Consider the following 25,486-nt stretch of genomic DNA (forward strand, 5'->3'; position numbering starts at 1 on the left):
CAAAAAGAAAGCCCGCCAAAGCGGGCTCTTTTTTATTTACTAGGTGGCATCGATGGTCTCACTTCTATTTTACTCGGCAACGTCCTAGGATTCATTTTAACTAAATCCACAACCAACTCGCCAATATCCTCACTTTGTATTTTCCAAGCATCACTATCATTTGGCACATGGTTATTAAAATAAGTAGCCACAGAGCCAGGCATAATAGTGCTCACCTTAATTCCGTACTTTCTCAAGTCGAGCATTGCAGCCTGGGTAAATCCTGTCACCCCAAATTTGCTGGCATTATAAGCCGAACCATTCACAAAAAAATTGGTTCCCGCTAAACTGGAAATGGTTATAAAATATCCCTTTGATTTTTTCAAAGCTTCAACTCCCGCTTTAAGAGTATAAAACACTCCGGTAAGATTGGTGTCAATAGTATCCTTCCAATCCTCTACACTTAAATCCTCAACAGAATCAAAATGCCCAACTCCCGCGTTTGCAACCAATATATCCAATTGCCCAAACTCACTCAAGACATCGGCCACCGCTTCCTTTAAACTTTCAAAATCCTTTACATCCCCCTTTACTCCAATAGCTTTGGCCTTAGTCGTTTTATGGGCATTTAACATTCCTGCCGCTTCATGTGCTGTAGCACTGCTTCTGCTCGTGATTGCCACATTCACTCCTTGTGCCATTAATGATTGGGCAATGCCAAAACCAATTCCTTTTGTTCCTCCTGTAATTAGAGCAACCTTATGTTCTAATGTTTCCATGATTTTATTTTACGACTTCTATTTATGCAATTATTTAATTTATTTTTTTGTTGGAGGGTAACCCTTTAAAATTTCAGTTGCGATTTTTTTGAATTTTTCTTCTTTAGCTTCAGGAGCATCATCTTGATAAAAGGAATCTTCACTTATCGCCTGCCAAAACAAGCCTCCTCCTTGGGGATCCACAAAATCTACTTGAATCTTCCTATTTAAGGTAGATTGCCCAACAGGAATTCCCACAGAAATGCCTCCTCCCATATTTCGGCCGCTACCACCAAAACCAACGCCCACGGAACTTTGACTTCCCACGTTATAGGCATTACTCTGAACATTTATTAAAAAATCTGGAGAATCAGACAGTACTATGCCCTTAGCTACCATAGCAGCATCCAAAGCATCCAAAAACCGATTGGCATCCAATTCACTCATACCAATATTTAAATCCTGAAAGTAGTTATAGGTTTTATATTTATAAAAATCTGTGTTCCTTTCATAATCATAATTAACCCTAACTGGAGCGCAAGCAACCAAGGACAAAAAAAGAAGGCAGATAAAGAGGGAAAAACGGTTCTTCATTTTTCTTATAAAGATACAAAATGTGAAATGTAATTTTTGCCAGCTATTCACACTAATTATCCAACAATAAAAAAGAAAAAAAAAAGGCTTGAAAAATGAAACTTTCCAAGCCTTTTATATTTTTAGATGAAATCGTCCCTATGGATTAAGCATTTTCCATAGTTTGTCTTTAAGTTGGGTAATCCCTTGTTGAGCTACAGAAGAAATAAATATATACGGAATTGGCAAACTCTTATCTAATTCTTCCTTTAGTTCTGCTTTGAGTTCATCATCCAACATATCACATTTTGAGATGGCCACCATACGTTCCTTATCCAACATTTCTGGATTATAACGTCTTAACTCATCCAACAAAATATTGTATTGCTCCAAAATGTCATTGGCATCGGCAGGCACCAAAAACAGTAAAATAGAATTTCTCTCGATGTGACGCAAGAAATAATGTCCCAATCCTTTACCCTCGGCAGCACCTTCAATAATCCCCGGAATATCGGCCATTACAAAGGTTTGGAAATCACGATATTCCACAATTCCCAAATTAGGCTTCAATGTCGTAAACTCATAATCCGCTATTTTGGGTTTAGCTGAAGTAATCACAGACAGCAAGGTAGATTTCCCCGCATTAGGAAATCCTACCAAACCAACATCTGCCAACACCTTAAGCTCCAAAGTAACATCTTTTTCTTCAAGAGGCATTCCTGGTTGCGCGTAACGCGGTGTTTGGTTTGTAGCCGACTTGAAATGCCAGTTTCCGCGACCTCCCATGCCACCTTCGGCCAAGATTCTTTCTTCTTGATCCTCGGTGATCTCAAATAAAATCTTATTGGTTTCGGTATCCCGTATCACAGTTCCCAAAGGCACATCGATGTACATATCCTCTCCATCGGCACCTGTACTCCTGGCCTTGCTTCCGTTTTCTCCATGTCCAGCGCGGACGTGTCGTTTAAACTTTAGGTGAAGTAATGTCCAAAGGTTACTGTTTCCTCTAATAATAACATGTCCTCCACGACCACCGTCACCCCCATCGGGACCACCTTTGGCAATGTACTTTTCACGATGTAAATGAGCAGACCCTTGGCCTCCTTTACCAGAAGACACATGGATTTTTACATAATCTACAAAATTTCCTTCCGTCATATTATTCCTTGTATATAAAGGTCTGTGTTTTAATATCTATATAGCGACATAAGATAAACGCTTGGATCTTCCTATGGCGAAATACAAAATAGAACCAAGAAAAGGTGCAAATATTACCACAAGCGCCCAAAGTAGCTTTTCGTTACCGTTAAACCTACCTCTCAAAACACTAATTAGTGCCAACAAAGGCAGCAGTACGCCAATCAGAGCAACAATCAACAAGACTCCTTGAAAAATTCCAACAGATACCATTTCCATTACAACTTATCAATTACCTCGCTTAGTCTTTCAGTAATATCTTTGATACTTCCAACACCATCCACTCCAAAATATTTGTTTTGGGCTGAATAGTAATCTTTTAAAATGGCTGTTTTATTGTAATACTCAACAATTCGGTTTCTAATGATGCTTTCATCGGCATCATCGGCTCTTCCACTGGTCTTTCCGCGTTCCAACAAACGCTCAACCAATACCTCATCGTCAACTTCCAATGCAATCATAGCATTGATTTGAGAATCCTTGCTATCCATCAACTTATCCAAAGCTTCTGCCTGTGCATTGGTACGTGGAAATCCGTCAAAAAGGAACCCATTGGCATCGGCATTCTTTTCAACTTCTGCATTCAACATATCAATTGTAACCTGGTCTGGAACCAATTCACCTTTGTCGATGTAGGACTTAGCCAACATCCCTAAGGCTGTTTCATTTTTAATGTTGTATCGAAACACATCACCTGTAGAGATGTGTACCAAATTGTATTTCTGTTTTAAAAATTCTGCTTGTGTTCCTTTTCCGGCCCCTGGAGGTCCAAATAGTACCAAGTTTGTCATGTGTTGTGTGGTTTTTAATTGGTATATGGTAGGCAAGTCCCTTCCCAATCCATCGTAATCCAATCCGTAGCCTACAATAAATTTGTCGGGAATTTCCAAACCTACATAATGAAGTTTAAAATCTCTTTTGTACGCTTCCGGTTTAAAGAACAAAGTGGCAATGATCAGGTTCTTCACATTTTCGTTTTTAAAGATCCTGTGCACTTCTGCCAATGTCCTTCCGGAATCAATAATGTCTTCCAAAATTACAACCGTACGTCCCGATAAATCCTGGGTAAGGCCAATCAATCTCTGGATATCTTCGGAAGACTTCAAGCCTTCGTAGGATGCCAGTTTAATAAAGGTCACCTCACATGGTTTAGGGTATTTTTTTACAAAATCGCTCACAAACATGAACGATCCATTTAAAATCCCCACAAACACGGGCACCTCATCCTTCAAATCTTCAGAAATTTGGTCCACCATACGCTGTACGGTCCCCTCCAATTCTTGTTCTGAAACAAATGGTTTAAAGTATAAGTCGTGAAGTTTGATCACTTGTTTTTAATTTTAGAAACGCAAAGATAATCATTTGAGTAAGGATTTGCGAATTCTGCTTTAGATTGTTTTGTTTTTTAGTTTTTTCACAGGGTTTTGATTTGTACTTTTGTAGCCTCATTATAAGATTGAAGTATAACTAAAACAACTCCCTTTTTTCTGGGAAATACATATGAATTTATTCTCTTCTGAATTTAAACTAGGTATTCTTGGTGGTGGGCAATTGGGCAAAATGATGCTCTATGACACCAGAAAGTTTGACATTGCCACCTACGTCCTTGATCCAAGTAACGAAGCGCCTTGTAAAATTGCCTGCAACCAATTCCAACAAGGGGATTTAATGGACTTTGATACCGTTTATAACTTCGGTAAGCAGGTAGATGTTCTTACCTTTGAAATTGAAAACGTAAATGTAGATGCTCTTGAAACCTTGGAAAAAGAAGGAATTAAAGTATACCCTGCTTCCAAAACCTTGAGAAGCATTCAAAATAAAGCTACCCAAAAACTCTTTTACAGAGACCACAACATACCTACCGCAGATTTTAACCGATTTGCCTACACTTCAGAAATTGAGGAAGCCATCCACAACGGAGGCCTTACCTTGCCATTTGTTTGGAAAAGTGCCCAATTTGGATATGATGGGAATGGGGTGAAAATTGTTAGAGAGATAGCAGATTTAAAGGAACTGCCAAATGTAGAGTGTATTGCTGAAACAATGGTGCCTTTCAAAAATGAATTGGCAGTTACTGTGGCAAGAACTCCAGATGGAGAAATGAAAGTATATCCTGTGGTAGAAATGGAATTTCACCCAGAAGCCAATCAAGTGGAGTACGTTATTTGTCCGGCAAGGATAGACGATAAAGTAGCCGAAAAAGCGAAGGGCGTGGCCTTAAAAGTATCGGAGGCATTTCAACATGTAGGGCTATTGGCCGTAGAGATGTTCCAAACAAAAGATGACGAGATTTTGGTGAACGAAGTCGCACCTAGACCTCACAATTCTGGACACCAAACCATTGAGGCTAGCTACACCTCGCAATTTGAGCAACACCTAAGAGCCATTTTAAACTTACCTTTAGGAAACACCGATAATAAAGTTGGTGGAATTATGGTTAATTTAGTAGGTGCTGAAGGGCACACAGGAAATGTGGTCTACCAAAATATTGAAGACATCATGAAACTTGATGGTGTAACCCCGCATATTTATGGTAAAAAGCAAACGCGACCATTTAGAAAAATGGGACATGTTACCATCGTAAATGAAGACATCAATGAAGCAAGAAGGGTTGCCGAACAAGTAAAAAGTACAATAAAAGTAATAAGCGAATAAAATATGAGTAAAGTAGGAATCATCATGGGAAGTAAGAGCGACCTGCCAGTAATGCAGGACGCTATTGATATTTTAAAAGGATTCGACATTGAAGTTGAAGTGGATATTGTTTCCGCTCACCGTACACCTGAAAAACTATTCGACTATGGCAAACATGCCCATACCAGAGGATTTTCCGTAATTATTGCTGGTGCTGGTGGAGCCGCCCATTTACCTGGCATGATTGCTTCCTTATCCCCACTTCCTGTTATTGGAGTTCCTGTAAAAAGTAGCAATTCCATAGATGGTTGGGATTCTGTTCTGTCTATTTTGCAAATGCCAGGCGGTGTACCTGTGGCAACTGTAGCCTTAAACGGCGCCAAAAATGCCGGCATCTTGGCAGCACAAATTATTGGAAGTTCCGATAAATGTGTCTTGGATAAAATTATGGTTTACAAAGAAGGACTTAAAGCTGCCGTAATAGAGTCGGCAAAAAACCTATAAATAAAAAAACCTCGACGGAAGTCGAGGTTTTAAAGCTATTAATCAATTATTTTAAGAGTCATTTCTGACGCCTTTAATGATTCGAGGACAAAAGTAGCAATATAATTCAAAAACAAATCAAAAAATATCGTTAATTAATCCTAAAATTGTTGTCCTAAAGAAAAGGAGTACAACCTAGGTCAAATTAATGCCCTCCATATGAATATTCTCAACAAACCATTTGATACGCCGTTCAATACTGCCCCATTCTCAAAACTAAAAAACGAAGATTTTCTACCAGCTTTCAAAGAAGGAATTGCTCAGGCTAAAGCCGAAATTGATGCAATTACCACTAATCCGGAAGCGCCAACATTTCAAAATACGGTGGAAGCTTTGGATTTTTCAGGGGAACAATTGGATCGCATTTCGAGTATTTTTTTCAACTTAAATTCTGCTGAAACCAATGACGAAATTCAAAAAATAGCGCAAGAGGTTTCTCCTTTATTATCGGAATTCAGTAATGACATCACTTTAAACGAGGATCTTTTTAAGCGTATCAAGGCTGTTTATGAGATGAAAGATGAATTAGAGTTGACCACGGAGCAGCGCACCTTATTGGATAAAAAATACAAAAGCTTTTCAAGAAACGGGGCCAACTTACCCGAAGACAAAAAGCAACAACTACGGGAAATTGACAAAAAATTAAGTCAACTTAAGTTGAAGTTTGGCGAAAATGTACTGGCTGAAACCAACAACTTCGAGATGGTCATTACCAATGAAGAAGATTTGGATGGACTGCCAGAAGGCGCTAAAGAAGCAGCCAAACAACTGGCGGAATCCAAAAACGTGGAGGGTTGGATCATCACCTTGGATTACCCTAGCTACATTCCGTTCATGACCTATGCAAGCAATAGGGAATTACGCAAAAAATTGGCCATTGCCTTTGGAGCCAAAGCATTCAAAAACGATACGCTGGACAATCAGGAAAACGTGTTGCAAATTGCTAAGCTTCGTTACCAACGCGCCAACCTATTGGGCTATAAAACCCATGCTCATTTTGTATTGGAAGAGCGTATGGCCAAAACCCCAGACAATGTCAACAAATTCCTTTACGAATTACTTGAGAAAGCGAAACCTGCAGCAGAACGTGAGTTTGCCAACCTACAAGAGTTTGCCAAAGAATTGGACGGCATTGAAGTGCTTCAAAAATGGGATTCTTCCTATTACGCTGAAAAATTGAAGCAAAAACTTTTTGATTTGGATGACGAAAAGCTAAAGCCGTATTTCAAATTAGAAAATGTAATTGATGGGGCTTTTACGGTGGCTCAAAAACTATATGGACTTCATTTTGAAGAAATTCATGATATTGACAAATACCACACTGATGTCCTAACCTATAAAGTTACTAATGAACAAGGTGATTTAGTAGCCATTTTCTACGCCGACTTTTTTCCTAGACCGGGAAAAAGAAACGGTGCGTGGATGACATCTTTCAAACCACAATTTAGAAAAAATGGCACCAATGAAAGACCTCATATTTCCATTGTGTGCAATTTTACTAAACCTACAAAAAGCAAACCTTCATTATTGACATTTAATGAGGTAACCACTTTGTTCCACGAATTTGGTCATGCCCTGCACGGTATGTTGGCCGACACCACCTACCCTAGTTTGTCCGGAACTAGTGTATTCTGGGATTTTGTAGAGCTTCCGAGCCAAGTTTTGGAAAACTGGTGCTATGAAAAAGAAGCTTTGGAATTGTTTGCTAAGCACTACGAAACTGGCGAATTAATTCCAATGGAATTAGTGAATAAAATCAAGGAATCAGCTACGTTCCATGAAGGTATGCAAACCCTAAGACAATTGAGTTTCGGACTTTTGGATATGAGCTGGCACGGTCAAGACCCTTCACCAATTACGGATGTGAAAAAACACGAAATCGAAGCTTTTGAAAGCACTAGACTCTACCCAGATGTTCCAGAAAACTGTATGAGCACCTCTTTCTCCCATATTTTCCAAGGAGGCTATTCTTCGGGATACTACAGTTATAAATGGGCCGAAGTTTTAGACGCAGATGCTTTTGAGTATTTCACGGAACAGGGCATTTTCAACAAACAAGTGGCCCAAAAGTTCATGGATAACATATTATCGCAAGGTGGCACTGAAGATCCCATGACACTATACAAGCGTTTTAGAGGCAAAGAACCTCAACCAGAAGCACTTTTAAGAAGAGCTGGTTTGATAGAAAAACAATAGTTTTTAACATAAGAAAAGGGCGATGATTATCGCCCTTTTCTTTTTGATATAATAGAATTTTTCTTCTCAATAAGAAATCTGTACCACCTCGGCCAAGCCAGGTATCAAGGCGTTTTGTGTCGCCCATAGATTGCTCTGCTTATCAAATGTTATGGCCGTAAGCAAAGGAATACCTGTAGCAATGGTTGTAACCTGTTTCGTTTGCATATCGCACATCTTAATGTTACCTCCCATTCCTGTTTGTAACACTTCCACAGCAAACCAACTTTGTTCATCAAGTTCTGCTACATACAAATTACCATCAGGACCAAACGTTAAATCCACAATAGATGTAAAACCTCCGCTAAAAAACTTTACACAATCTTCGCTTGAGCCACACATGGCTCCTGAAGCATCTGGAGCAATACGCCAGATATTAGACGCACCTGTAGGCCCAGGAAAGCCCTTTAACTCTCCAACATAATAATAGCCATCAGGACCAATAGCTACAGATGTAGGAACTGCTTGAGCAGGCATCATTGGTACGTTGCAAAGAAACTCGAATCCCGGAATAGGTTCCGGACAACCTACTAAGGCTTGAACATTTGCAGTTGACACCAATTCATTTGGAAATACGGCAACCACTTCAATGTTACCCTGATTGTCGATCCTCAGCAAATCGTTAGCGCCTGCATCCGCCACCAAAGCTTCATTGGCATTTGTGGCCGCAACCGCATAAGGATTGGAATCTACATCTTGCCCGTCCGGGTTATTTTCTTCCTCAAATAGAAATAGATTCGCAATTTGATTGACACCTCCATTTCCAACACGATAAATTGCTTGACCAGAGTCCATAGTGTTCTGGCCACCTCCACCTCTTGCTGCCCACATGACTCCATTCCCTATAGGAGCAATAGATGTTACCCCTGGAAGCGAAAATTGCAATGCTCCCAGTGAAGTAGAAATACCAACCGGTACATCGGCTACTAAAATGTTATTGTTTGGACTTAGAGCTAGGTCAAATAATGGCCCATTTAAAGACCCTGCCTCCTTACGGCTAGCATCAGCGGCAGCGCCATTAAGCGTTGGGTTAATAACCGTTGCGTCTGATTGGGATACTGGCTCAGAACTACAGCCAAATACAAGAAGGACCAACATGGCAGCCACTCCCCTAATTGATGATTTTTTCATTTTGATAAGTTTTTAAGTTTGATTGCACTTGAATTCAGAGAACTGAATTATTAAACCCAGAACAGAAGATTAAATGAGGTAGAAACGGAAGCCCAAACTGTAAATTTTAAAGAAAAAAATTCAGTATGGAAGGCAATAACCAGCTATAGGGGAGAGTATTAAAGATACTAAAAATCAAACAAACATAAATCCAATTCACTCATAACCTTTTATTTAGGCGACATATAACGCAAAACTGTAGACGAAATTTTAAAAATGCATATCTTAGCTATGAACAACTAATAATATATCAAATATGTCTAAAACCAAACTCACAATACTTAGCAACGGTAGCGTAAAAGTAGATGGCGATTTTGAAATTGTCGATAAAGAAGGGAATGTCTACGGCTTAGGAGGCCGAACTTTAGTCTCGCTTTGCCGCTGCGGAAGATCAGAGAACAAACCGTTTTGTGATGGCAGCCATCGCAACCATTTTGAACATGAGGCCAAAGCTTTCGACTTGCCTCCGAAGCCATAAAACTCCTAACTAATTCTTTACGGGTAGTTTTATTACAGTATTAATGCTAATCCATAAAAAATCAATTGTACTCAACAATAGTTGTTTCTAGTGCAGTTGATTTTTTTTTTTTGAACAATGTATTCCGAATTATTCTCAGATTTGATACTACTTCGATTAAGATATTCAGGAGCATCTTCTTCTTTTCTGAAACTTAGTCAAGAAACATAAGCTTTGATAAAGATTTTAATTCACAAACAAACTTTCAATGATTATTGAAAGTTTAAAAAACATGTTATATATTTGTGATATGGATTACCAAGAAGCAAAAGATAAATTTATAAGTACCTGGGGAAGTTTGGGAACTCTTTGGGGTATTAACAAAGCCATGGCCCAAATCCAAGCACTTTTATTTGTATCTCCAAAACCATTATCAATGGAGGATATTATGGAGGAACTTAAGATTTCCAGAGGTAATACCAGTATGAATTTAAGACAGCTTATGGATTGGGGCATTGTAACGAAAGAATTGATCCCTGGAGAAAGGAAGGAGTTTTTTACCACTGAAAAAGATGTGCAGGAATTGGCCAGAACCATTGCAAAAGAACGTAGTCGTAGAGAAATCAAACCAGTGATTAAAATTTTGGCTGACGTCTCTTCTATAGAAGATGATGGCTCAGAAAAAACAAAGGAATTAATAAAACAAACCAAAGCACTACACGAACTAACGGAGACCACTGATGCTATGATCAATAAAATGGTAAACACTCAACAAAATTGGCTTACCAAGTCGTTGCTAAAACTATTTTCATAATTTTTTTAAATTTTATTTTCAATAATTATTGAAAATATAGAATACATGAAAACAAAAATCAATAAAATGTCGAATATAGTAATTACCTCAGTTTGGATAATCAATGGACTTCTATGCAAGGTTCTAAACCTTGTTCCTCGACACGAACTTATTGTAAGTAGAATTTTGGGAGACCACAATTCAAGAAATATCACCTTCTCAATAGGCCTTTTAGAGATAATGATTGGTGTTTGGTTCCTTATTGGTTTTAAGAAAAAAATCAATGTAATTATTCAAATTGTTGCTGTAGTACTTATGAATACACTTGAGTTTACAATAGCACAAGACCTCTTGCTATGGGGCCAGCTAAATGCTGTCTTCGCCTTTTTATTTATTGCTTTTGTTGCTTTTCTTCACTTAACCGACAACCCTAGAATATATGCTTAATAATTTAAAAAATCATCCGTTTGCTGTAGAGGCTTTTTTCAAAACCTCCACCGTCTTGACCTTTGCTGTTCCCAAAACAGAACTTGAACCATTTATACCAAAATGCCTAGAGCTCGACCTCTTTCAAAACCAATGGGGCTTTATGGCAATAGCCATGGTACAGACCAAAGATTTACGTCCTAAAGGCACTCCAAAATGGATGGGCAATGATTTCTTTTTGATTGGCTATCGCATTTTTGTTCGTTATACAAGCCCAACCGGAAAACGACTGCGTGGCTTGTACATCCTAAAATCCGAGACGGATACAAAAAGAATGGCCTTTACCGGCAACCTATTCACCCATTATAACTATACCTCAACCGATGTTCTGCTAACAAAAAAGAAAAACGAGTATACCATCCATTCAAATAACTCAAAACTTTCAATCAAACTACGGAATTCTGAAAATGACATTAGTCTGCCCAAGTACTCCCCATTTAACGATTGGAAGGTAGCCAGGCGCTTTGCAGGTCCTCTACCTTTTACATTTACCTTTAATAAAACCAGAAATGAAGTTTTGATCATTGAAGGTGTCAGACAAAACTGGAAACCAAAGCCAATAGAAGTTGTACACTACAATATCGATTATTTAAATAAACTTGGTTTAAACCATCCCATTTTAGCAAATGCTTTTGTTATAGAAAACATCCCCTATTACTGGAAAAAAGGAAGAACAGAATTATGGAATTAAAACGAAGAAAATTTCAAGGTGCCCTAAACATATTAAGTTTCAACAGACATTTCTACATTGCAGGTCTAAGTGTATTGACATTACTAATCTTAACCCTTCGCACACTTCCTGTTTCTGGATATTTTTTTTGAAGTGTAATTGGCATCTTTTTATACGGACTAATTATGCCATTGTTAGTATCTGCCTATGTGTATGATTTTTCTAAGTTCTATTCATTTCATTGGTTACAACTTGAACATTTCAACAAGAATTTGCCTATCAAAATTCTCAATATTAATGCTGGTTTTGATGAAACTAGTTATATTTTAAAAACCAAATTTCCCAATTCGTCATTAAAAGTATTTGACTTTTACAATCCGGAACAACATACAGAACCTGCCATTGTTAGAGCGCGAAAGGTTAGTTTTAACTATCCAAACACCGAACAAATATCCACTTCATTAATCCCACTTGAAGACCATTCGGTTGACTTAATCTTCCTATTAGCTTCAGTTCATGAAATAAGATCAAATGAAGAAAAAGTGCTGTTCCTAAAAGAATGTCACAGAGTTTGCAAAACAAATGGAGATGTAATCATTGTTGAGCATCTACGTGATTTACCCAACTTTTTGGCCTTTAGTGTTGGCTACACGCATTTCTTCTCTAAAACTACTTGGTTAAAAGTTCTTAACCAGGCTGGATTCTCTTCCATGGAAGAACAAAAATTGACTCCCTTTATATCACAATTCATATGTAAACCATCATAAAAAAACTCATGTATATTCACTTTAAAATCATTGGCACACTTTTAATTCTATTGGCATTAATTCACATTGGGTTTCCAAAATATTTCAATTGGCAAAAAGAACTCCAAACAGCTAGTTTAATGACAAGGCAACTGTTAGGTGTGCATACGTTCTTTATTGCCTTGACTGTTCTGTTAATGGGTATACTTTGCCTTACATCATCTTCAGAACTTATAAATACCAACTTCGGAAAAACAATATCCCTAGGACTTGGAGCATTTTGGTTAATTCGGTTACTTTTCCAATTGTTTGTCTACTCTCCAAAACTTTGGAAAGGAAAAACATTTGAAACAACCGTGCATATTGCATTTACAATATTCTGGACATATTTAAGCACTATATTCCTTTTAACATATTACCAGTAAGGACCATAGAAACTGATTTTTTTATCCTAAATTTGAAGAAACAGATATAAGACAATATGCCAAAACACCAATTAGATCCAACCAAATGGGTCGCGCTTTACTCCGATTATCTGTTCAATTATACCATTGCTAGGGTAAACGATAGGGAAACCGCCAAAGACTTGGTTCAAGAAGCATTTTTTTCGGCATTGAAATCCATGAAAAACTTCAAGGGTGAAGCCAGTGAACGTACTTGGCTCATTTCAATTTTAAAGCGAAAAATTATTGATTACTATCGAAAATCAAACTCCAAAAAAGGACAGGCCGAAATACGGATTTCCTATAATTCACCAAAAGATGATGGCGATTGGTTGGCAGAACGCGTGGCCGATCTTGATAAAACCGCCGAAGGCAAACTGGAAAACAAAGAACTGGGAGATGCCATCCATGAGTGCATGAGCAAACTTCCTGAAAAGCAAGCCTTGGTGTTTAGAATGAAAACAATTGAGGGCATGGATACTGAAACCATCTGTAATGAATTAAAAATAACGCCGTCTAACCTTTGGGTTATCATCCATAGGGCCAGAACTGCAATGGCCGAATGCCTCGAACAAAATTGGTTTTAATTTTATGAAAAAAAGTATCCTTTTTATATCCTGTGATGAAGCACTTGAAATATGCGACCGCTCTCAATATGGAGAAGCCTCTTTTTGGGAAAAATTAAAATTCAACTTCAGGTTTTGTTGGTGCAAAATGACCAGATCCTACTCAAAGCAGAACAAAAAGCTCACTAAAGTGATGAAGGAATCCAATATAGAATGTCTGAAAGAAAAGGAACGCCAAAACCTACATCAAAATTTTGATGCTTTTCTACGTAACCAAGAGCAACAATAACCAAAAGATAGGAATCCCTTCCACCCAAAAACTGCAGTAATAAGGTCTCTGATTCTTACTAGCAAAATATAAAAAGGCTCCCAGAACCAAGGATACCACCAAAAGACAAAGCTTAAATCTTATATCTTGGCCATGTCTTATCAACTCCAATCCCAACATGACCAATAACAAGGTGCCTCCAAAAATTTTAGTTCGTTTGATACCTATTTTCTGCGGAATGGTAGACAGCTTCAAGCTATCATAATTTAAATCCCTTATTTCAAAAGGCAATATCAACACCAATACCAAAATAAATCGCTGCAGAAACGGCAATAGTTCTTCCAAACCAATAGGATAATCTGCATTTAACAAAGGTAACAAGACTGTAACCCCTGCCCAAACCAAAGCAATTACATACACCTTTATACCACTTATACTTCTCAAGTTTTGATTTTTGTCAAATAGCATTTTTCTTGGTAAAAATGGAACGGCATACAAGAAAGTAACTGCTCCAAAAAAGACAATATAAAGTAATGTTTTAAGCTCTAACCGCGCAGCATAAAAGCACATCAATAAGAAACAAACAAAGGAAAAAACCTGAATGAATTTTAGCCAATAGGCCAGACTTCGGTGGTGAAACTTGGCCAACCCAAAAAATTTAACAAAATTATATCCCGTAATACTGGCATAAAATATAAAATACAGCACGGCTTCATCGTAAGGCAAATTGTATTCCATTAGGGTAATCCAAGACATGGCATAGACCGCCAAAGCCACGTGAATACTGCTGTTGATGTAAAAATTGAAAATGCGTTTTAGGAACCTCACCTCACAAAAATAATTAAAGTGTTAATAAGAGCTTCATTTGGTTAAAAAACTTTCATTATCATTAACATAAAACCATGATTAATTCCGTAATTTTGCGCCTCAAAAACACAATTTTTTTAGAATGAATACAAATGCTTTCGCTTTGCGTCACATTGGTCCAAGAGAGGAAGACCAAAAAAAGATGTTAGAAACAATAGGTGTTGACTCTTTAGACCAACTCATTTACGAAACAATTCCGGATGATATTCGATTACAGAAAGACTTGAAGCTCGATGCTCCAATGACCGAAAACGAATACCTCAACCATATTCATGAACTTTCTAATAAAAATAAAGTTTACAAAACATATATTGGTTTAGGCTACCACCCAACTATCCTTCCTGCCGTTATTCAACGTAACATTTTTGAAAACCCAGGATGGTACACAGCCTACACGCCATACCAAGCAGAAATTGCTCAAGGTCGTTTGGAAGCCCTATTGAACTTCCAAACCATGATTACAGACCTTACAGGTATGGAGCTTGCCAATGCGTCTTTATTGGATGAAAGTACTGCTGCTTCAGAAGCCATGAGCTTATTGTTTGCCGTACGTTCTAGAGACCAAAAGAAAGCTGGTGTAAACAAATTCTTTGTTTCCGATTTAATTTTACCGCAAACCTTATCCCTACTTGAAACCCGTGCCTTGCCAATTGGCATTGAATTGGTAGTAGGAAATGAAGCTGAATTTGACTTCTCTTCAGATTTCTTTGGTGCTATTCTACAATACCCAGGAAAAGACGGTCAGGTTACAGATATCAAAACTTTCATTGAAAAAGCACAATTGGCTCAAATTAAAGTAGCTGTTGCTGCCGATATTTTGAGTTTGGTAAAATTGGAAGCTCCAGGAAAATTTGGTGCCGATGTAGTAGTAGGAACAACACAGCGTTTTGGAATCCCAATGGGATTTGGTGGTCCTCACGCCGCTTACTTTGCAACTAAAGAAGCTTACAAGCGTGACATACCTGGACGTATCATTGGAGTAACCAAAGACACCAACGGTAACAGAGCTCTACGTATGGCGCTTCAAACTCGTGAGCAGCACATCAAGCGTGATAAGGCTACTTCAAACATCTGTACTGCGCAAGTACTTTTGGCTGTTATGGCTGGAATGTACGCCGTGTACCACGGACCAAAAGGTTTGGAATTTATCGCCAATAAAGTGCACCACTCTGCAGCCAGTTTATCTGCTGCTTTGGAAAAATTGGGTTATAAGCAATTAAACTCGAGCTTCTTTGATACGCTTCAAATTGAAGCCAAAGCGAAAAAAATCAAAGAAATTGCTAAAGACCATAAGGTAAACTTCTTCTACCCAAGCAAGCATACAGTAACTATTTCAATTAACGAAACAACATCTTTAAGCGATGTGAATGAAATCATTGAAATTTTTGCAAAAGCTGCCAAAAAGAAAACGATTAAATTAACTTCTATTGAAGAAGCTAATCATATTACTGAAGATCTTAAGAGAAACTCAGAATTCTTAACTCTAGAGGTTTTCAACAAGTATCATTCTGAAACAGAATTGATGCGTTACATCAAGTTTTTGGAACGCAAAGACCTTTCTTTGAACCACTCCATGATTTCTTTGGGATCTTGTACCATGAAACTTAATGCTGCTGCAGAAATGCTACCATTGAGCTGGGCAAAATGGACCAACATTCACCCATTTGCTCCTGCAAAACAAGCCAAAGGATACTTGACTATGTTAAAGGCTCTTGAAGACCAATTAACAGAAATCACTGGATTTGCTGGCACTTCTTTGCAACCAAACTCTGGAGCTCAAGGAGAATTTGCAGGTCTTATGGTAATTAAGGCTTACCACGAATCTCGTGGAGACCACCATAGAAACATCTGTTTGATTCCTTCTTCTGCACACGGTACTAACCCTGCGAGTGCGGTTATGGCTGGTATGAAAGTAGTGGTTACCAAATCTACAGACAAAGGAAACATTGATGTTGAAGACTTACGCCAAAAAGCAGAATTGCACAAAGACAACCTTTCTTGTGTCATGGTAACTTATCCTTCTACACACGGAGTTTACGAATCTGCAATTAAGGAAATCACTCAAATTATCCACGACAACGGAGGTCAAGTGTACATGGACGGAGCCAACATGAATGCTCAAGTTGGACTTACAAATCCAGGAAACATTGGTGCCGACGTATGTCACTTGAACTTACATAAAACATTTGCCATTCCTCACGGAGGTGGTGGACCTGGCGTTGGACCTATTTGTGTTGCCAAGCAATTGGTGCCATTCCTTCCAGGAAACCCATTGGTAAAAACTGGAGGTAAAAAAGCCATCACTGCCATTTCAGCAGCACCTTACGGATCTGCCTTGGTATGTTTGATTTCTTACGGATACATTAAAATGTTAGGAGCTGAAGGTGTTACAGAAGCTACCAAAACAGCCATCTTGAACGCTAACTATATCAAGTCTCGTTTACAAGGAAGTTTTGACACGTTGTATTCTGGCGAATGTGGACGTGCCGCTCACGAAATGATTGTTGATTGTCGTGCCTTTAAAGCTAACGGCATTGAAGTTACAGACATCGCAAAACGTTTAATGGACTACGGTTTCCACGCTCCAACGGTATCTTTCCCAGTTGCAGGAACCTTGATGATCGAGCCTACCGAAAGTGAAAGCAAAGACGAAATGGATCGTTTCTGTGACGCCATGATTTCTATCAAAAATGAAATTGACCAGGCGAGTAAAGACGACGCTAACAACGTTCTTAAAAATGCGCCACATACTTTAGAGATGTTGACATCGGATGAATGGTTGTTCCCATACACTCGTGAAGCAGCTGCTTTCCCATTGGATTATGTGAAAGAAAACAAGTTTTGGCCATCGGTAAGACGTGTAGATGACGCATTTGGAGATAGAAACCTTATCTGTACTTGTGCTCCAATTGAAGAATATATGGAAGCCTAAACATGGTCAAACACTAGTTTGAACATCGTAAATTGTTACTAAATATTTAATGCCTTTAATTTTCCTATTGTACCTTAGCGAAAATTAAAGGCATTCTTCTTTATGAATATTAAGATTACTGGTATTGGAAGTTACATTCCAAGCTCCATCGAAAAAAACGAAGACTTCAATCAACACATTTTTTTAAATTCAGACGGATCAAGTTTCGGCCACAGCAATGAAGTAATCATTGAAAAGTTCAAGGCCATTACAGGAATTGGGGAAAGGCGTTACGTGAACCCAATGCTGAACTGTTCCGACATTGCCTTTTTTGCCGCCGAAAAAGCCATTTCCAACGCCAACATCGATCCAGAAACTTTGGATTATATCATCGTGGCCCACAACTTTGGAGACGTTAAACACAATACCATACAAAGCGATATGGTGCCATGTTTGGCCTCTAGGGTGAAACATAATCTTCGAATCAAAAATCCAAAATGCGTGGCCTATGATATCCTTTTTGGATGTCCAGGATGGATTCAGGGAGTCATTCAGGCACAGGCCTTCATTAAAGCTGGAATCGCCAAACGTTGCCTCGTAATTGGCGCTGAAACCTTAAGTCGCGTAGTAGACAAACACGACAGGGATTCCATGATCTATTCCGATGGTGCTGGAGCCAGCATTATTGAAGCCACTGATGAAGAAGGGGGCATTCTTTCGCATGAAACCGCTACCTATGCCTACGATGAAGCCTATTATCTCCATTTTGGAAATTCCTATAACAAAGACCTCAACCCTGACACTCGATACATTAAAATGGACGGGCGCAAGATTTATGAATTCGCCCTATCCCATGTGCCTCAGGCCATGAAAACCTGTTTGGACAACAGTGGTTACGGCATAGAGGATGTAAAAAAGATTTTCATCCATCAGGCCAATGAAAAAATGGATGAAGCGATTTTAAAGCGTTTTTATAGACTTTATAGAGCGAATATTCCTGAAGGAATCATGCCCATGAGCATTTCGAAACTGGGAAATAGTTCCGTAGCCACGGTGCCAACCCTTTTGGATTTGGTGCTTCAGAATAAAATTGAAAATCAATCTTTATCTAAAGGTGATGTTATTATATTTGCAAGTGTTGGTGCCGGAATGCACATCAACGCCATAGTTTACAAATATTAATAATGTACGAAGGAAAATTTCCGCATAAGCGCTACAAGAAAACCATAGAATTTTTAAAAAGCCACGTCCCGACAAGTGCCGATATTTTAGACCTTGGCGTCCCCAACCCATTTACAGAAGTCATGAAGGAACATGGGTTTTCAGTGACGAATACGAAAGGTGAAGATTTGGATGAAGATGTTTCCAACATTATCAATTCCAATGCAGAAGTGGTCACGGCGTTTGAAATATTCGAACATTTATTATCGCCTTATACGGTTCTTAAATCTATTAAGGCAGATAAACTCGTGGCGAGTATCCCTTTAAAATTATGGTTTTCCTCTGCTTACCGAAGCAAAACAGATCCTTGGGACCGTCATTACCACGAATTTGAAGATTGGCAATTCGATTGGCTTTTGGAAAAAGCTGGCTGGAAAATTATTGCAACTGACAAGTGGACCAATCCAACCAAAAAGATTGGCATTAGACCTATCTTACGTTGGTTTACGCCAAGATACTATATTGTATATGCTGAGCGTGTTTAAACTGAAAGCCTCATTATCCTTTGGATTTTAGCATAGTCATACCTGCCCACAACGAAGAAATTACCCTAAAGGTGACTTTGGAATCTTTGGTGGCGCAAACCTTATTGCCGAAACAACTGGTCGTGGTTAACGACAATTCAACTGACGGAACACTAAAAGTCGCCCAGGAATTCGCCAATAAATATCCTTGGATTTCGGTAATTGATATTTCCTCATCACAAGAACATCAACCTGGCTCCAAAGTTGTGAATGCCTTTTACAAGGGACTTGAAACTTTAGATGGCGCCTATGACATCATTTGTAAGTTTGATGCCGATTTAATTTTCCCTCCCAATTATCTTGAAAAAGTCGCTAAACTTTTTAAAAGCAACGACACTATAGGGATTGCAGGAGGTATTCTCTACATTGAAAAAAATGACCACTGGGTTTATGAAAACATTGCCAAACAAACCCATGTTAGAGGCCCAATAAAAGCCTACAGAAAACAATGTTTTAAAGATATTGGCGGCTTAAAACGATCCATTGGCTGGGATACGGTCGACACTCTTTTGGCACAATATCACGGTTGGCAAATGGCCACGGACACTAACCTAAAGGTAAAACACCTGAAACCAACAGGAGCCCAGTATCAAAAAAACTCCAAATACAAACAGGGAGAGGCCATGTACAAAATGCGCTATGGAATTACCATAACCAGTATTGCTGCTTTAAAATTGGCAATGAAAAAGAAAAATCCCAGCCTGTTTAAAGACTATCTCATAGGCTACTTTAAGGCCAAGCAAAATGGATTGGAGTATTTGGTCTCAAAACCGGAAGGTGATTTCATTCGATCCTTACGATGGAAAGGCATTCTTGGCAGATAATCCCGTCCGTCTAAAACTCCCAATCACTATACTCTTCAGAAGCTTCTAAAGTATTCTCCAAATTATCTTCCAATTCAGGAAAGAAATCAATACCCGTTATTTGTTCCAAGGAATCTACAGAGACCACAAAGTTATTCAAGTGCTCACTACTCTCTTTAGCAGGAATTAAAAATGCTATTATTTTAACTTCAGAATTGGAATCATCAAAAATCACTTTATAAAAGTACTTTGGCACCGAAACCTGCTCTTGGCCTATGACTTCCAAATCCTCCGTAAGGACTCCACCTGTCACCACAAAAACGCTATTATACTCCTTTGCCCATCGCCTGGTTTGTTGCTCTAGCCTATTCCAAACCCCTGCATTGAAATAATGATCCTGAGGACTAATATTACTGGTTAAAAAAGTTTCATTATAGGCTTCCAAACTATACCTCCTATCCCCTGCAGGACATAAATGTCCGCGATCGTAACCCGAATTTTTATAGTTACGCCAATGTGCAGCACCCGTCTTTACCGTTGAATCTATTTCAAAATATGGCCGTTTAAAATCCAAATCTGAAAGGTGGTCTTTTCTAAGTTCATAGGCCACCCATTCTGCTTGTTCATGCTCTTCGTTATAAGATAGCGAGTAACTGTCATGATGTACCACTTGTCCAGTTGTACTCTTAGGCAGTAAGCGGAGTTTAGTTTCTAATTTTGGTATACTTGCTTCAACAAACGCTTCTTCCAAAGCCAACTTTTCCAAATGTTCATTGCACCACAAGACACCTACCCCAAGTCCCAGTGCCAAAATAGCAAACCCCAAACGTTTAGTCATGTAACAATACAAATTCTAAAGGATTCCCTATAGCCGCATTGGGCAGGCTAATACCTAACAAAGCTGAAATAGTTGGCGCAATGTCTGTAATCCAAGTTCGCTGAAGTGTTTCTCCATGTTTAATTCCCTTTCCAAAAAATAACAAAGGGATGTGGGTATCATAATTAAAACCTGTGCCGTGATCTGTTCCTGTTTTGTTCCATTTGGAGTCCTTGAAAACCCCCGGCGTGTATACAAACAGAATATCGCCAGAACGCTTCTGGTGATGACCATTGGCCAAGAAGGTTTCCAAATACCCTTCAGGACCTTCAAATTGGTTGATAGCAGAAGTGATGTAGACCTTATCGATTAGTTCATAAGTCAACAATTTATTCGCTACAAAAGTTTTCACTTCCTGTAAATTCAAGTTGTTATCCTGTATTTTTTCATGGTCCAAAACCAATTGATTGTTAAGTCTACTTAATATTAAATTAGAAACGTTGTACTTGTCTTTCAATAATCGATTCATCTCATCAAACATACCACTGACATCAAATAATCCTGCGGGAATTTTATTAGATTTCAAAAACGCAGGAACATTTGGGGCAGCGTGATCGGAAGTTAAAAACACCACATATTCATCCTTCCCTACCTTCTGGTCTAAAGCATTCAGCAAACGCTCCAATTCCAAATCCAAGCGCAAATAGGTATCTTGAATTTCTTTGGAGTTTACTCCAAAATCATGGCCAACCTTATCGGTACTTGAATAACTCACCGTCAATACATCGGTGATATCGTCTTTTCCCAACGCTTCAGCATCAATAGCTTTTAAAGTGAAATCTGTTGTTATACTATTTCCATAAGGAGAATCGGCAATAATTTCATAGCCACCATTTTTAGATTTCAAAGCTTTTAAATCATACGGAAAGGTTGAAATCTTCTTGCCGTCAAATATTCTTTCAAAATTATTTTCATCGCTTCCGCTTTCGGTATAGGTCTCTATATCGTATAAGGTATCCCAAATTTTAAAATAAGACTTGGCAATGCCCGACTTATTAAATTCTTTTACCCATTCTGGTAATTCTTCCATATAAAAGGTACTCGATATCCAATTTCCCGTACCGTTATGGTCGTAATCGAACCAATAGGCAGCATTGGCGGTATGGCCCGCCGGTAAAATGGCGCCTCTATGTTTTACTGAAATTCCAATGGTTTTTCCTCGCATTTGTGTGAACAACCTATTCTCGTCGGCAAAAGTGGTTACCAACATTCTTCTAGGCGATTTTTTCCCGTCATCACTTTTGGTCCCTAAAGGCTGTACCTTATCATCCTGAACACAATTTACTTCTTCTCTGGTGTTCATATCATACCAATCATTACCAATAATTCCATGGTATTTGGGAGTTGTTCCTGTGAAAACAGAAGCATGCCCCGGTCCCGTCTTGGTTGGAATGTAATTGAAATGGTTGTTCTTACAATTAAAGCCTTCATTTATTAACCGCTTAAAACCACCCTCACCATACTTATTATAATAACGGGTTAGATAATCATATCGCATTTGATCCACTATAATCCCAACTACCAATTTAGGCTTTGAAATCTGTGAATTTTGAGTTGAAAAAATTGAATTTTCGGTATTATTTTGAGCCCTTACAAATGCACAAAAAGCACATATAACCAACAGACATACAAGGTTTTTCATAGAATGATCTCAAGGATAATATTCAAAGCAACTCAAAAATACTGTTTTTTAGGTATCATAATTGGATTTTAAGGTTAAATACCCCTAACTTTTTTTTACTTTAGCGCTAACAAAATTTCGTATGACGGCCCTTAATAATATTGGTAAATATTTTTTGATGATTGCAGACATGTTTCGCAAACCAACCAAATGGTCTGTGATGAAACAGTTGATTTTAAAGGATATTGACGATTTAATTATTGGTTCCTTGGGAATTGTCGCGTTCATTTCCTTTTTCGTTGGAGGAGTAGTAACCATTCAAACAGCCTTAAATATCGACAACCCATTGATCCCAAAATACCTGGTTGGATTTGCCACCAGGCAATCGGTGATTTTGGAATTTGCCCCTACCTTTATTTCCATTATTATGGCTGGAAAAGTAGGTTCATTTATTACTTCCAGTATCGGGACCATGCGTGTTACAGAGCAAATTGATGCCTTGGAAGTGATGGGCGTTAACTCCCTTAACTATTTAATTTTCCCGAAAGTGGTTGCGCTATTATTATACCCATTCGCAATTTCCATCGCCATGTTTTTAGGCATTTTAGGAGGAATGGCAGCCTGCTATTTTGGAGGATTTGTTTCGGTAGACGATTACATTATGGGAGTACAGCAAGACTTTACGCCCTTCCACCTTACCTACGCCTTCATTAAAACATTTGTATTTGCGTTTGCGTTGGCAACCATACCATCCTTCTACGGTTACTACATGAAAGGTGGCGCTTTGGAAGTAGGGAAAGCCAGTACCACCTCGTTTGTTTGGACCAGTGTGGTAATCATCCTATTGAACTATTTACTCACACAAATGTTATTGAGCTAATGATTGAAGTAAAGAACTTACATAAGTCGTTTGGAGACACCCATATTTTAAAGGGTATCAGTACTACTTTTGAAAAAGGGAAAACCAACTTGATCATTGGCCAAAGTGGCTCGGGAAAAACTGTATTCTTAAAATGCCTCTTAGGCTTATTTCCTTATGAAAAAGGAAGTATTATCTACGAAGGAAGAGTCTACAACAATTTGACTGAGGACGAAAAACGCGATTTACGCGCCGAAATTGGGATGGTTTTTCAAGGAAGTGCCCTGTTCGATTCCATGACCATTTTAGAAAATGTCATGTTCCCTTTACGCATGTTTACCAAACAAAGTAAAAGCGAAATGGAAGATCGTGCCGACTTTGTTTTGAAGCGTGTGAATTTGGATGGCGCCCATCACAAAATGCCAAGTGAGGCTTCTGGAGGGATGCAAAAACGGGTGGCGATTGCAAGGGCAATTGTTAACCGCCCGAAGTATTTGTTTTGTGATGAACCTAACTCTGGGCTAGATCCCAAAACATCTATCGTTATTGACAACTTGATTAGAGAAATTACCGAGGAATATCAAATCACAACCGTAATTAATTCGCATGACATGAATTCAGTAATGGAAATTGGCGAAAAAATTGTGTTCCTGAAAAATGGTTACAAAGAATGGGTAGGCTCCAACAAAACCATCTTCAAAACGGACAATGAAGCGGTAACCGATTTTGTGTACTCTTCCGAACTGTTTAAAAAGGTACGTAAAATGTATCAGGACGAAAACAGTTAGTAGCTTTCGCTACTCCTGTTTTACGACCAAACTATCTAAATTGTATTTCACTTTCAACCATTCTTCCAAACGTTTTTGACGCTCAGGAATATCTTTCTCCTTCAACTTATCGTTCCAATCTACCGTGAACACGGATAAGGTATCAATCTTCTTAAAATTAGAGGTAATAACGTTGGAATAGGAAATTCTATCCACATCCTCATAGTTGATTTTAACCTCTTTGGTCAACTCTTCAAAAGGAATCAAATTCTTCTCAAGTTTATTGAGTTTTTTCAACTCCCCTTCCAAAAATACAATACGTTCTCCCTGCGACATTAAATCAATGGAATCGCGATAACGGATTTGCTCCATATACTTCAAATTGTCTAGGTTTTTGGACTTATTTTGATTTACGAAGAGAGTCGTATTTTTTAGATGTTTGTATGTACTCATTCTATCTTCTAATACCGCTATATTCTCTTCAGGAATATCATCCAAACCAAATGAGTTCAATTCAATAATCGAGTTTTTTCCTCCATTATATTCTGGGCTCGCATTTTTCCGCATGTAGTCTGGATGCGGCAAAGGCGACACAATTTCTTTCTTCAAAAAATTATTCACATCACGTTCCCAGTTACTTTCATTCAACACCAAAATAAAGGTCCAAATAGCCGGTACCATTACAATAATTGCCAAAATGGAAGCTGCTCTTGCAATCAATTTTCTCTTTTGGGAATTGGCGTATTTCAGCATAGGAAAACGTAACACTTTCACTACTAAAAATGTTGCCAAAGCAATAAAAATAGTGTTGATTGTAAACAGATACATCGCTCCAAGGAAATAGGTGATGTTCCCTTTTGCCAAACCATAACCCGCCGTACAAAGTGGCGGCATTAAGGCCGTAGCAATTGCCACTCCAAAAATTACGGAAGCAATGGTTCCTTTTTTGGTTTTGGCAATTATTAATGCCAAACCACCAAAAAATGCAATAAGCACGTCTCTAATATCAGGCTTCACACGCCCTAAAAGTTCCGAATTATCTTCGCTTAAAGGAAATATGTAAAAAAACATAAAGGCCGTTAGCAAACTCAAAACAATCATGGTCGCCAAATTGATCAATGATTTTCTCAGAGTATCAATATCATTGATTCCAATAGATAACCCGACCCCCAGAATAGGTCCCATAAGAGGCGAAATTAACATCGCTCCAATAACCACAGCTGTCGAGTCGGCATTCAATCCTATGGAGGCGACGAATATTGAACAGATTAAAATCCAAGCCGTGGCGCCTTGGAAGGGGATATCATTCTTTATGGATTCAATGGTAGCGTCACGATCGGTGTCTTCCCTAAAATCCAATAATTCACTTAAAAAAGTTTTGCTACTTTTTAAAAGACCCTTGGCGTCTTCCTTTAAGGCTTGTTTTGATTCTTCGACTGCTTGGTCCTTTTTTTGATCTTCCAAAGCCTGCTTTTTCTGCTCCTCTTCTTCAGAAAAATTGAATTTATTTTCGGTCAT

Annotated in this window: 26 protein-coding genes; 16 read left to right on the forward strand and 10 right to left on the reverse strand. The window is 38.5% G+C overall.

The features are described from left to right. Positions 1 to 32: 32 nt before the first annotated feature. The 5 genes from AC6I5C_RS15560 to AC6I5C_RS15580 all read right to left on the reverse strand — a co-directional run bounded on the left by AC6I5C_RS15560 (position 33) and on the right by AC6I5C_RS15580 (position 3,835). A complete protein-coding gene (locus AC6I5C_RS15560) occupies positions 33 to 758 on the reverse strand; it encodes an SDR family oxidoreductase (protein WP_497905941.1) in 726 nt (241 codons plus the stop codon). 39 nt (positions 759 to 797) lie between these two features. Beyond that, positions 798 to 1,331: a DUF4136 domain-containing protein gene (locus AC6I5C_RS15565; protein WP_497905942.1), complete on the reverse strand. Its 534-nt coding sequence runs from the start codon at positions 1,329 to 1,331 to the stop codon at positions 798 to 800. Between the two features lie 138 nt (positions 1,332 to 1,469). Beyond that, positions 1,470 to 2,468, reverse strand: coding sequence for a GTPase ObgE (gene obgE / locus AC6I5C_RS15570; RefSeq protein ID WP_497905943.1), 999 nt, complete (start codon positions 2,466 to 2,468; stop codon positions 1,470 to 1,472). A gap of 36 nt (positions 2,469 to 2,504) precedes the next feature. Continuing rightward, complete coding sequence (locus AC6I5C_RS15575) at positions 2,505 to 2,726, reverse strand: PLD nuclease N-terminal domain-containing protein (RefSeq protein ID WP_497905944.1); 222 nt, start codon at positions 2,724 to 2,726, stop codon at positions 2,505 to 2,507. Continuing rightward, positions 2,726 to 3,835: an adenylate kinase gene (locus AC6I5C_RS15580; RefSeq protein ID WP_497905945.1), complete on the reverse strand. Its 1,110-nt coding sequence runs from the start codon at positions 3,833 to 3,835 to the stop codon at positions 2,726 to 2,728. The genes AC6I5C_RS15575 and AC6I5C_RS15580 overlap by 1 nt, the downstream gene beginning before the upstream one ends. 172 nt (positions 3,836 to 4,007) lie before the next feature. On the opposite strand from AC6I5C_RS15580, the gene AC6I5C_RS15585 reads away from it, so the two are divergent. From AC6I5C_RS15585 to AC6I5C_RS15595, 3 genes are all read left to right on the forward strand, one after another. Further along, a complete protein-coding gene (locus tag AC6I5C_RS15585; protein WP_497905946.1) occupies positions 4,008 to 5,162 on the forward strand; it encodes a 5-(carboxyamino)imidazole ribonucleotide synthase in 1,155 nt (384 codons plus the stop codon). A 3-nt stretch (positions 5,163 to 5,165) separates the two neighbouring features. Continuing rightward, positions 5,166 to 5,645 carry a 5-(carboxyamino)imidazole ribonucleotide mutase gene (purE, locus tag AC6I5C_RS15590; protein WP_053991708.1) on the forward strand — a complete coding sequence of 160 codons (480 nt, stop codon included), beginning with the start codon at positions 5,166 to 5,168 and terminating at the stop codon, positions 5,643 to 5,645. A gap of 198 nt (positions 5,646 to 5,843) precedes the next feature. Beyond that, positions 5,844 to 7,880: a M3 family metallopeptidase gene (locus AC6I5C_RS15595; protein ID WP_497905947.1), complete on the forward strand. Its 2,037-nt coding sequence runs from the start codon at positions 5,844 to 5,846 to the stop codon at positions 7,878 to 7,880. A gap of 66 nt (positions 7,881 to 7,946) precedes the next feature. Here AC6I5C_RS15595 and AC6I5C_RS15600 read toward each other — a convergent pair whose 3' ends face one another. Next, entirely contained in the window at positions 7,947 to 9,050 is a 1,104-nt protein-coding gene (locus AC6I5C_RS15600) for a ScyD/ScyE family protein (protein ID WP_497905948.1), read from the reverse strand. 295 nt (positions 9,051 to 9,345) lie between these two features. Between AC6I5C_RS15600 and AC6I5C_RS15605 the strand changes: the two genes are divergently transcribed. The 7 genes from AC6I5C_RS15605 (at position 9,346) to AC6I5C_RS15635 (ending at position 13,539) form a co-directional block, all read left to right on the forward strand. Next, entirely contained in the window at positions 9,346 to 9,567 is a 222-nt protein-coding gene (locus AC6I5C_RS15605) for a CDGSH iron-sulfur domain-containing protein (RefSeq protein ID WP_076663355.1), read from the forward strand. 289 nt (positions 9,568 to 9,856) lie between these two features. Next, positions 9,857 to 10,360, forward strand: a complete 504-nt coding sequence (locus AC6I5C_RS15610; RefSeq protein ID WP_497905986.1) for a GbsR/MarR family transcriptional regulator — start codon at positions 9,857 to 9,859, stop codon at positions 10,358 to 10,360. A gap of 45 nt (positions 10,361 to 10,405) precedes the next feature. Beyond that, positions 10,406 to 10,786, forward strand: a complete 381-nt coding sequence (locus tag AC6I5C_RS15615) for a DoxX-like family protein (RefSeq protein WP_497905949.1) — start codon at positions 10,406 to 10,408, stop codon at positions 10,784 to 10,786. Beyond that, positions 10,779 to 11,516, forward strand: coding sequence for a DUF2071 domain-containing protein (locus AC6I5C_RS15620; protein WP_497905950.1), 738 nt, complete (start codon positions 10,779 to 10,781; stop codon positions 11,514 to 11,516). The genes AC6I5C_RS15615 and AC6I5C_RS15620 overlap by 8 nt, the downstream gene beginning before the upstream one ends. A 164-nt stretch (positions 11,517 to 11,680) precedes the next feature. Further along, the gene (locus AC6I5C_RS15625) at positions 11,681 to 12,262 is read left to right on the forward strand and encodes a class I SAM-dependent methyltransferase (RefSeq protein ID WP_497905951.1); all 582 of its coding nucleotides are present in this window, start codon (positions 11,681 to 11,683) and stop codon (positions 12,260 to 12,262) included. A gap of 460 nt (positions 12,263 to 12,722) precedes the next feature. After that, entirely contained in the window at positions 12,723 to 13,271 is a 549-nt protein-coding gene (locus AC6I5C_RS15630; RefSeq protein WP_053977347.1) for a sigma-70 family RNA polymerase sigma factor, read from the forward strand. 4 nt (positions 13,272 to 13,275) lie between these two features. Continuing rightward, a complete protein-coding gene (locus AC6I5C_RS15635) occupies positions 13,276 to 13,539 on the forward strand; it encodes a hypothetical protein (protein ID WP_497905952.1) in 264 nt (87 codons plus the stop codon). Here the strand turns inward: AC6I5C_RS15635 and AC6I5C_RS15640 are convergent. After that, complete coding sequence (locus AC6I5C_RS15640) at positions 13,516 to 14,346, reverse strand: UbiA prenyltransferase family protein (protein WP_497905953.1); 831 nt, start codon at positions 14,344 to 14,346, stop codon at positions 13,516 to 13,518. The genes AC6I5C_RS15635 and AC6I5C_RS15640 overlap by 24 nt on opposite strands. 121 nt (positions 14,347 to 14,467) lie before the next feature. Here AC6I5C_RS15640 and gcvP point away from each other — a divergent pair, with 121 nt between their 5' ends. The 4 genes from gcvP (at position 14,468) to AC6I5C_RS15660 (ending at position 19,865) form a co-directional block, all read left to right on the forward strand. After that, complete coding sequence (gcvP, locus tag AC6I5C_RS15645) at positions 14,468 to 17,317, forward strand: aminomethyl-transferring glycine dehydrogenase (RefSeq protein ID WP_497905954.1); 2,850 nt, start codon at positions 14,468 to 14,470, stop codon at positions 17,315 to 17,317. Positions 17,318 to 17,419: 102 nt separating this feature from the next. Next, positions 17,420 to 18,478 (forward strand): 3-oxoacyl-ACP synthase III family protein, encoded by a 1,059-nt coding sequence (locus tag AC6I5C_RS15650; RefSeq protein WP_497905955.1) that lies wholly within the window; start codon positions 17,420 to 17,422, stop codon positions 18,476 to 18,478. A 2-nt stretch (positions 18,479 to 18,480) separates the two neighbouring features. Further along, a complete protein-coding gene (locus AC6I5C_RS15655) occupies positions 18,481 to 19,002 on the forward strand; it encodes a class I SAM-dependent methyltransferase (RefSeq protein ID WP_497905956.1) in 522 nt (173 codons plus the stop codon). Between the two features lie 20 nt (positions 19,003 to 19,022). Next, complete coding sequence (locus tag AC6I5C_RS15660; RefSeq protein WP_497905957.1) at positions 19,023 to 19,865, forward strand: glycosyltransferase family 2 protein; 843 nt, start codon at positions 19,023 to 19,025, stop codon at positions 19,863 to 19,865. A 10-nt stretch (positions 19,866 to 19,875) separates the two neighbouring features. Here the strand turns inward: AC6I5C_RS15660 and AC6I5C_RS15665 are convergent, their stop codons facing one another. Both AC6I5C_RS15665 and pafA read right to left on the reverse strand, forming a co-directional pair. After that, the gene (locus tag AC6I5C_RS15665; RefSeq protein ID WP_497905958.1) at positions 19,876 to 20,682 is read right to left on the reverse strand and encodes a DNA/RNA non-specific endonuclease; all 807 of its coding nucleotides are present in this window, start codon (positions 20,680 to 20,682) and stop codon (positions 19,876 to 19,878) included. Continuing rightward, entirely contained in the window at positions 20,675 to 22,363 is a 1,689-nt protein-coding gene (gene pafA, locus AC6I5C_RS15670; protein WP_497905959.1) for an alkaline phosphatase PafA, read from the reverse strand. Before pafA ends, AC6I5C_RS15665 begins: the two co-directional genes overlap by 8 nt. A 121-nt stretch (positions 22,364 to 22,484) precedes the next feature. Here pafA and AC6I5C_RS15675 point away from each other — a divergent pair, with 121 nt between their 5' ends. After that, positions 22,485 to 23,222: an MlaE family ABC transporter permease gene (locus tag AC6I5C_RS15675; protein ID WP_497905960.1), complete on the forward strand. Its 738-nt coding sequence runs from the start codon at positions 22,485 to 22,487 to the stop codon at positions 23,220 to 23,222. Beyond that, entirely contained in the window at positions 23,222 to 23,989 is a 768-nt protein-coding gene (locus AC6I5C_RS15680) for an ABC transporter ATP-binding protein (protein ID WP_497905961.1), read from the forward strand. The genes AC6I5C_RS15675 and AC6I5C_RS15680 overlap by 1 nt, the downstream gene beginning before the upstream one ends. A gap of 9 nt (positions 23,990 to 23,998) precedes the next feature. Here the strand turns inward: AC6I5C_RS15680 and AC6I5C_RS15685 are convergent, their stop codons facing one another. Further along, positions 23,999 to 25,486 carry a DUF389 domain-containing protein gene (locus AC6I5C_RS15685; RefSeq protein WP_053977336.1) on the reverse strand — a complete coding sequence of 496 codons (1,488 nt, stop codon included), beginning with the start codon at positions 25,484 to 25,486 and terminating at the stop codon, positions 23,999 to 24,001.

It is taken from the genome of Mangrovimonas sp. sgz306409, assembly GCF_059735265.1.

Coding starts and splice junctions, on each gene's coding strand:
- AC6I5C_RS15665 (WP_497905958.1), bottom strand. CDS start 20,682: ATGACTAAACGTTTGGGGTTTGCTATTTTGGCACTGGGACTTGGGGTA.
- AC6I5C_RS15575 (WP_497905944.1), bottom strand. CDS start 2,726: ATGGAAATGGTATCTGTTGGAATTTTTCAAGGAGTCTTGTTGATTGTT.
- AC6I5C_RS15625 (WP_497905951.1), top strand. CDS start 11,681: ATGCCATTGTTAGTATCTGCCTATGTGTATGATTTTTCTAAGTTCTAT.
- AC6I5C_RS15675 (WP_497905960.1), top strand. CDS start 22,485: ATGACGGCCCTTAATAATATTGGTAAATATTTTTTGATGATTGCAGAC.
- gcvP (WP_497905954.1), top strand. CDS start 14,468: ATGAATACAAATGCTTTCGCTTTGCGTCACATTGGTCCAAGAGAGGAA.
- AC6I5C_RS15630 (WP_053977347.1), top strand. CDS start 12,723: ATGCCAAAACACCAATTAGATCCAACCAAATGGGTCGCGCTTTACTCC.
- pafA (WP_497905959.1), bottom strand. CDS start 22,363: ATGAAAAACCTTGTATGTCTGTTGGTTATATGTGCTTTTTGTGCATTT.
- AC6I5C_RS15655 (WP_497905956.1), top strand. CDS start 18,481: ATGTACGAAGGAAAATTTCCGCATAAGCGCTACAAGAAAACCATAGAA.
- AC6I5C_RS15600 (WP_497905948.1), bottom strand. CDS start 9,050: ATGAAAAAATCATCAATTAGGGGAGTGGCTGCCATGTTGGTCCTTCTT.
- AC6I5C_RS15680 (WP_497905961.1), top strand. CDS start 23,222: ATGATTGAAGTAAAGAACTTACATAAGTCGTTTGGAGACACCCATATT.
- AC6I5C_RS15560 (WP_497905941.1), bottom strand. CDS start 758: ATGGAAACATTAGAACATAAGGTTGCTCTAATTACAGGAGGAACAAAA.
- obgE (WP_497905943.1), bottom strand. CDS start 2,468: ATGACGGAAGGAAATTTTGTAGATTATGTAAAAATCCATGTGTCTTCT.
- AC6I5C_RS15585 (WP_497905946.1), top strand. CDS start 4,008: ATGAATTTATTCTCTTCTGAATTTAAACTAGGTATTCTTGGTGGTGGG.
- AC6I5C_RS15565 (WP_497905942.1), bottom strand. CDS start 1,331: ATGAAGAACCGTTTTTCCCTCTTTATCTGCCTTCTTTTTTTGTCCTTG.
- AC6I5C_RS15605 (WP_076663355.1), top strand. CDS start 9,346: ATGTCTAAAACCAAACTCACAATACTTAGCAACGGTAGCGTAAAAGTA.
- AC6I5C_RS15650 (WP_497905955.1), top strand. CDS start 17,420: ATGAATATTAAGATTACTGGTATTGGAAGTTACATTCCAAGCTCCATC.
- AC6I5C_RS15685 (WP_053977336.1), bottom strand. CDS start 25,486: ATGACCGAAAATAAATTCAATTTTTCTGAAGAAGAGGAGCAGAAAAAG.
- purE (WP_053991708.1), top strand. CDS start 5,166: ATGAGTAAAGTAGGAATCATCATGGGAAGTAAGAGCGACCTGCCAGTA.
- AC6I5C_RS15610 (WP_497905986.1), top strand. CDS start 9,857: ATGGATTACCAAGAAGCAAAAGATAAATTTATAAGTACCTGGGGAAGT.
- AC6I5C_RS15635 (WP_497905952.1), top strand. CDS start 13,276: ATGAAAAAAAGTATCCTTTTTATATCCTGTGATGAAGCACTTGAAATA.
- AC6I5C_RS15620 (WP_497905950.1), top strand. CDS start 10,779: ATGCTTAATAATTTAAAAAATCATCCGTTTGCTGTAGAGGCTTTTTTC.
- AC6I5C_RS15595 (WP_497905947.1), top strand. CDS start 5,844: ATGAATATTCTCAACAAACCATTTGATACGCCGTTCAATACTGCCCCA.
- AC6I5C_RS15615 (WP_497905949.1), top strand. CDS start 10,406: ATGAAAACAAAAATCAATAAAATGTCGAATATAGTAATTACCTCAGTT.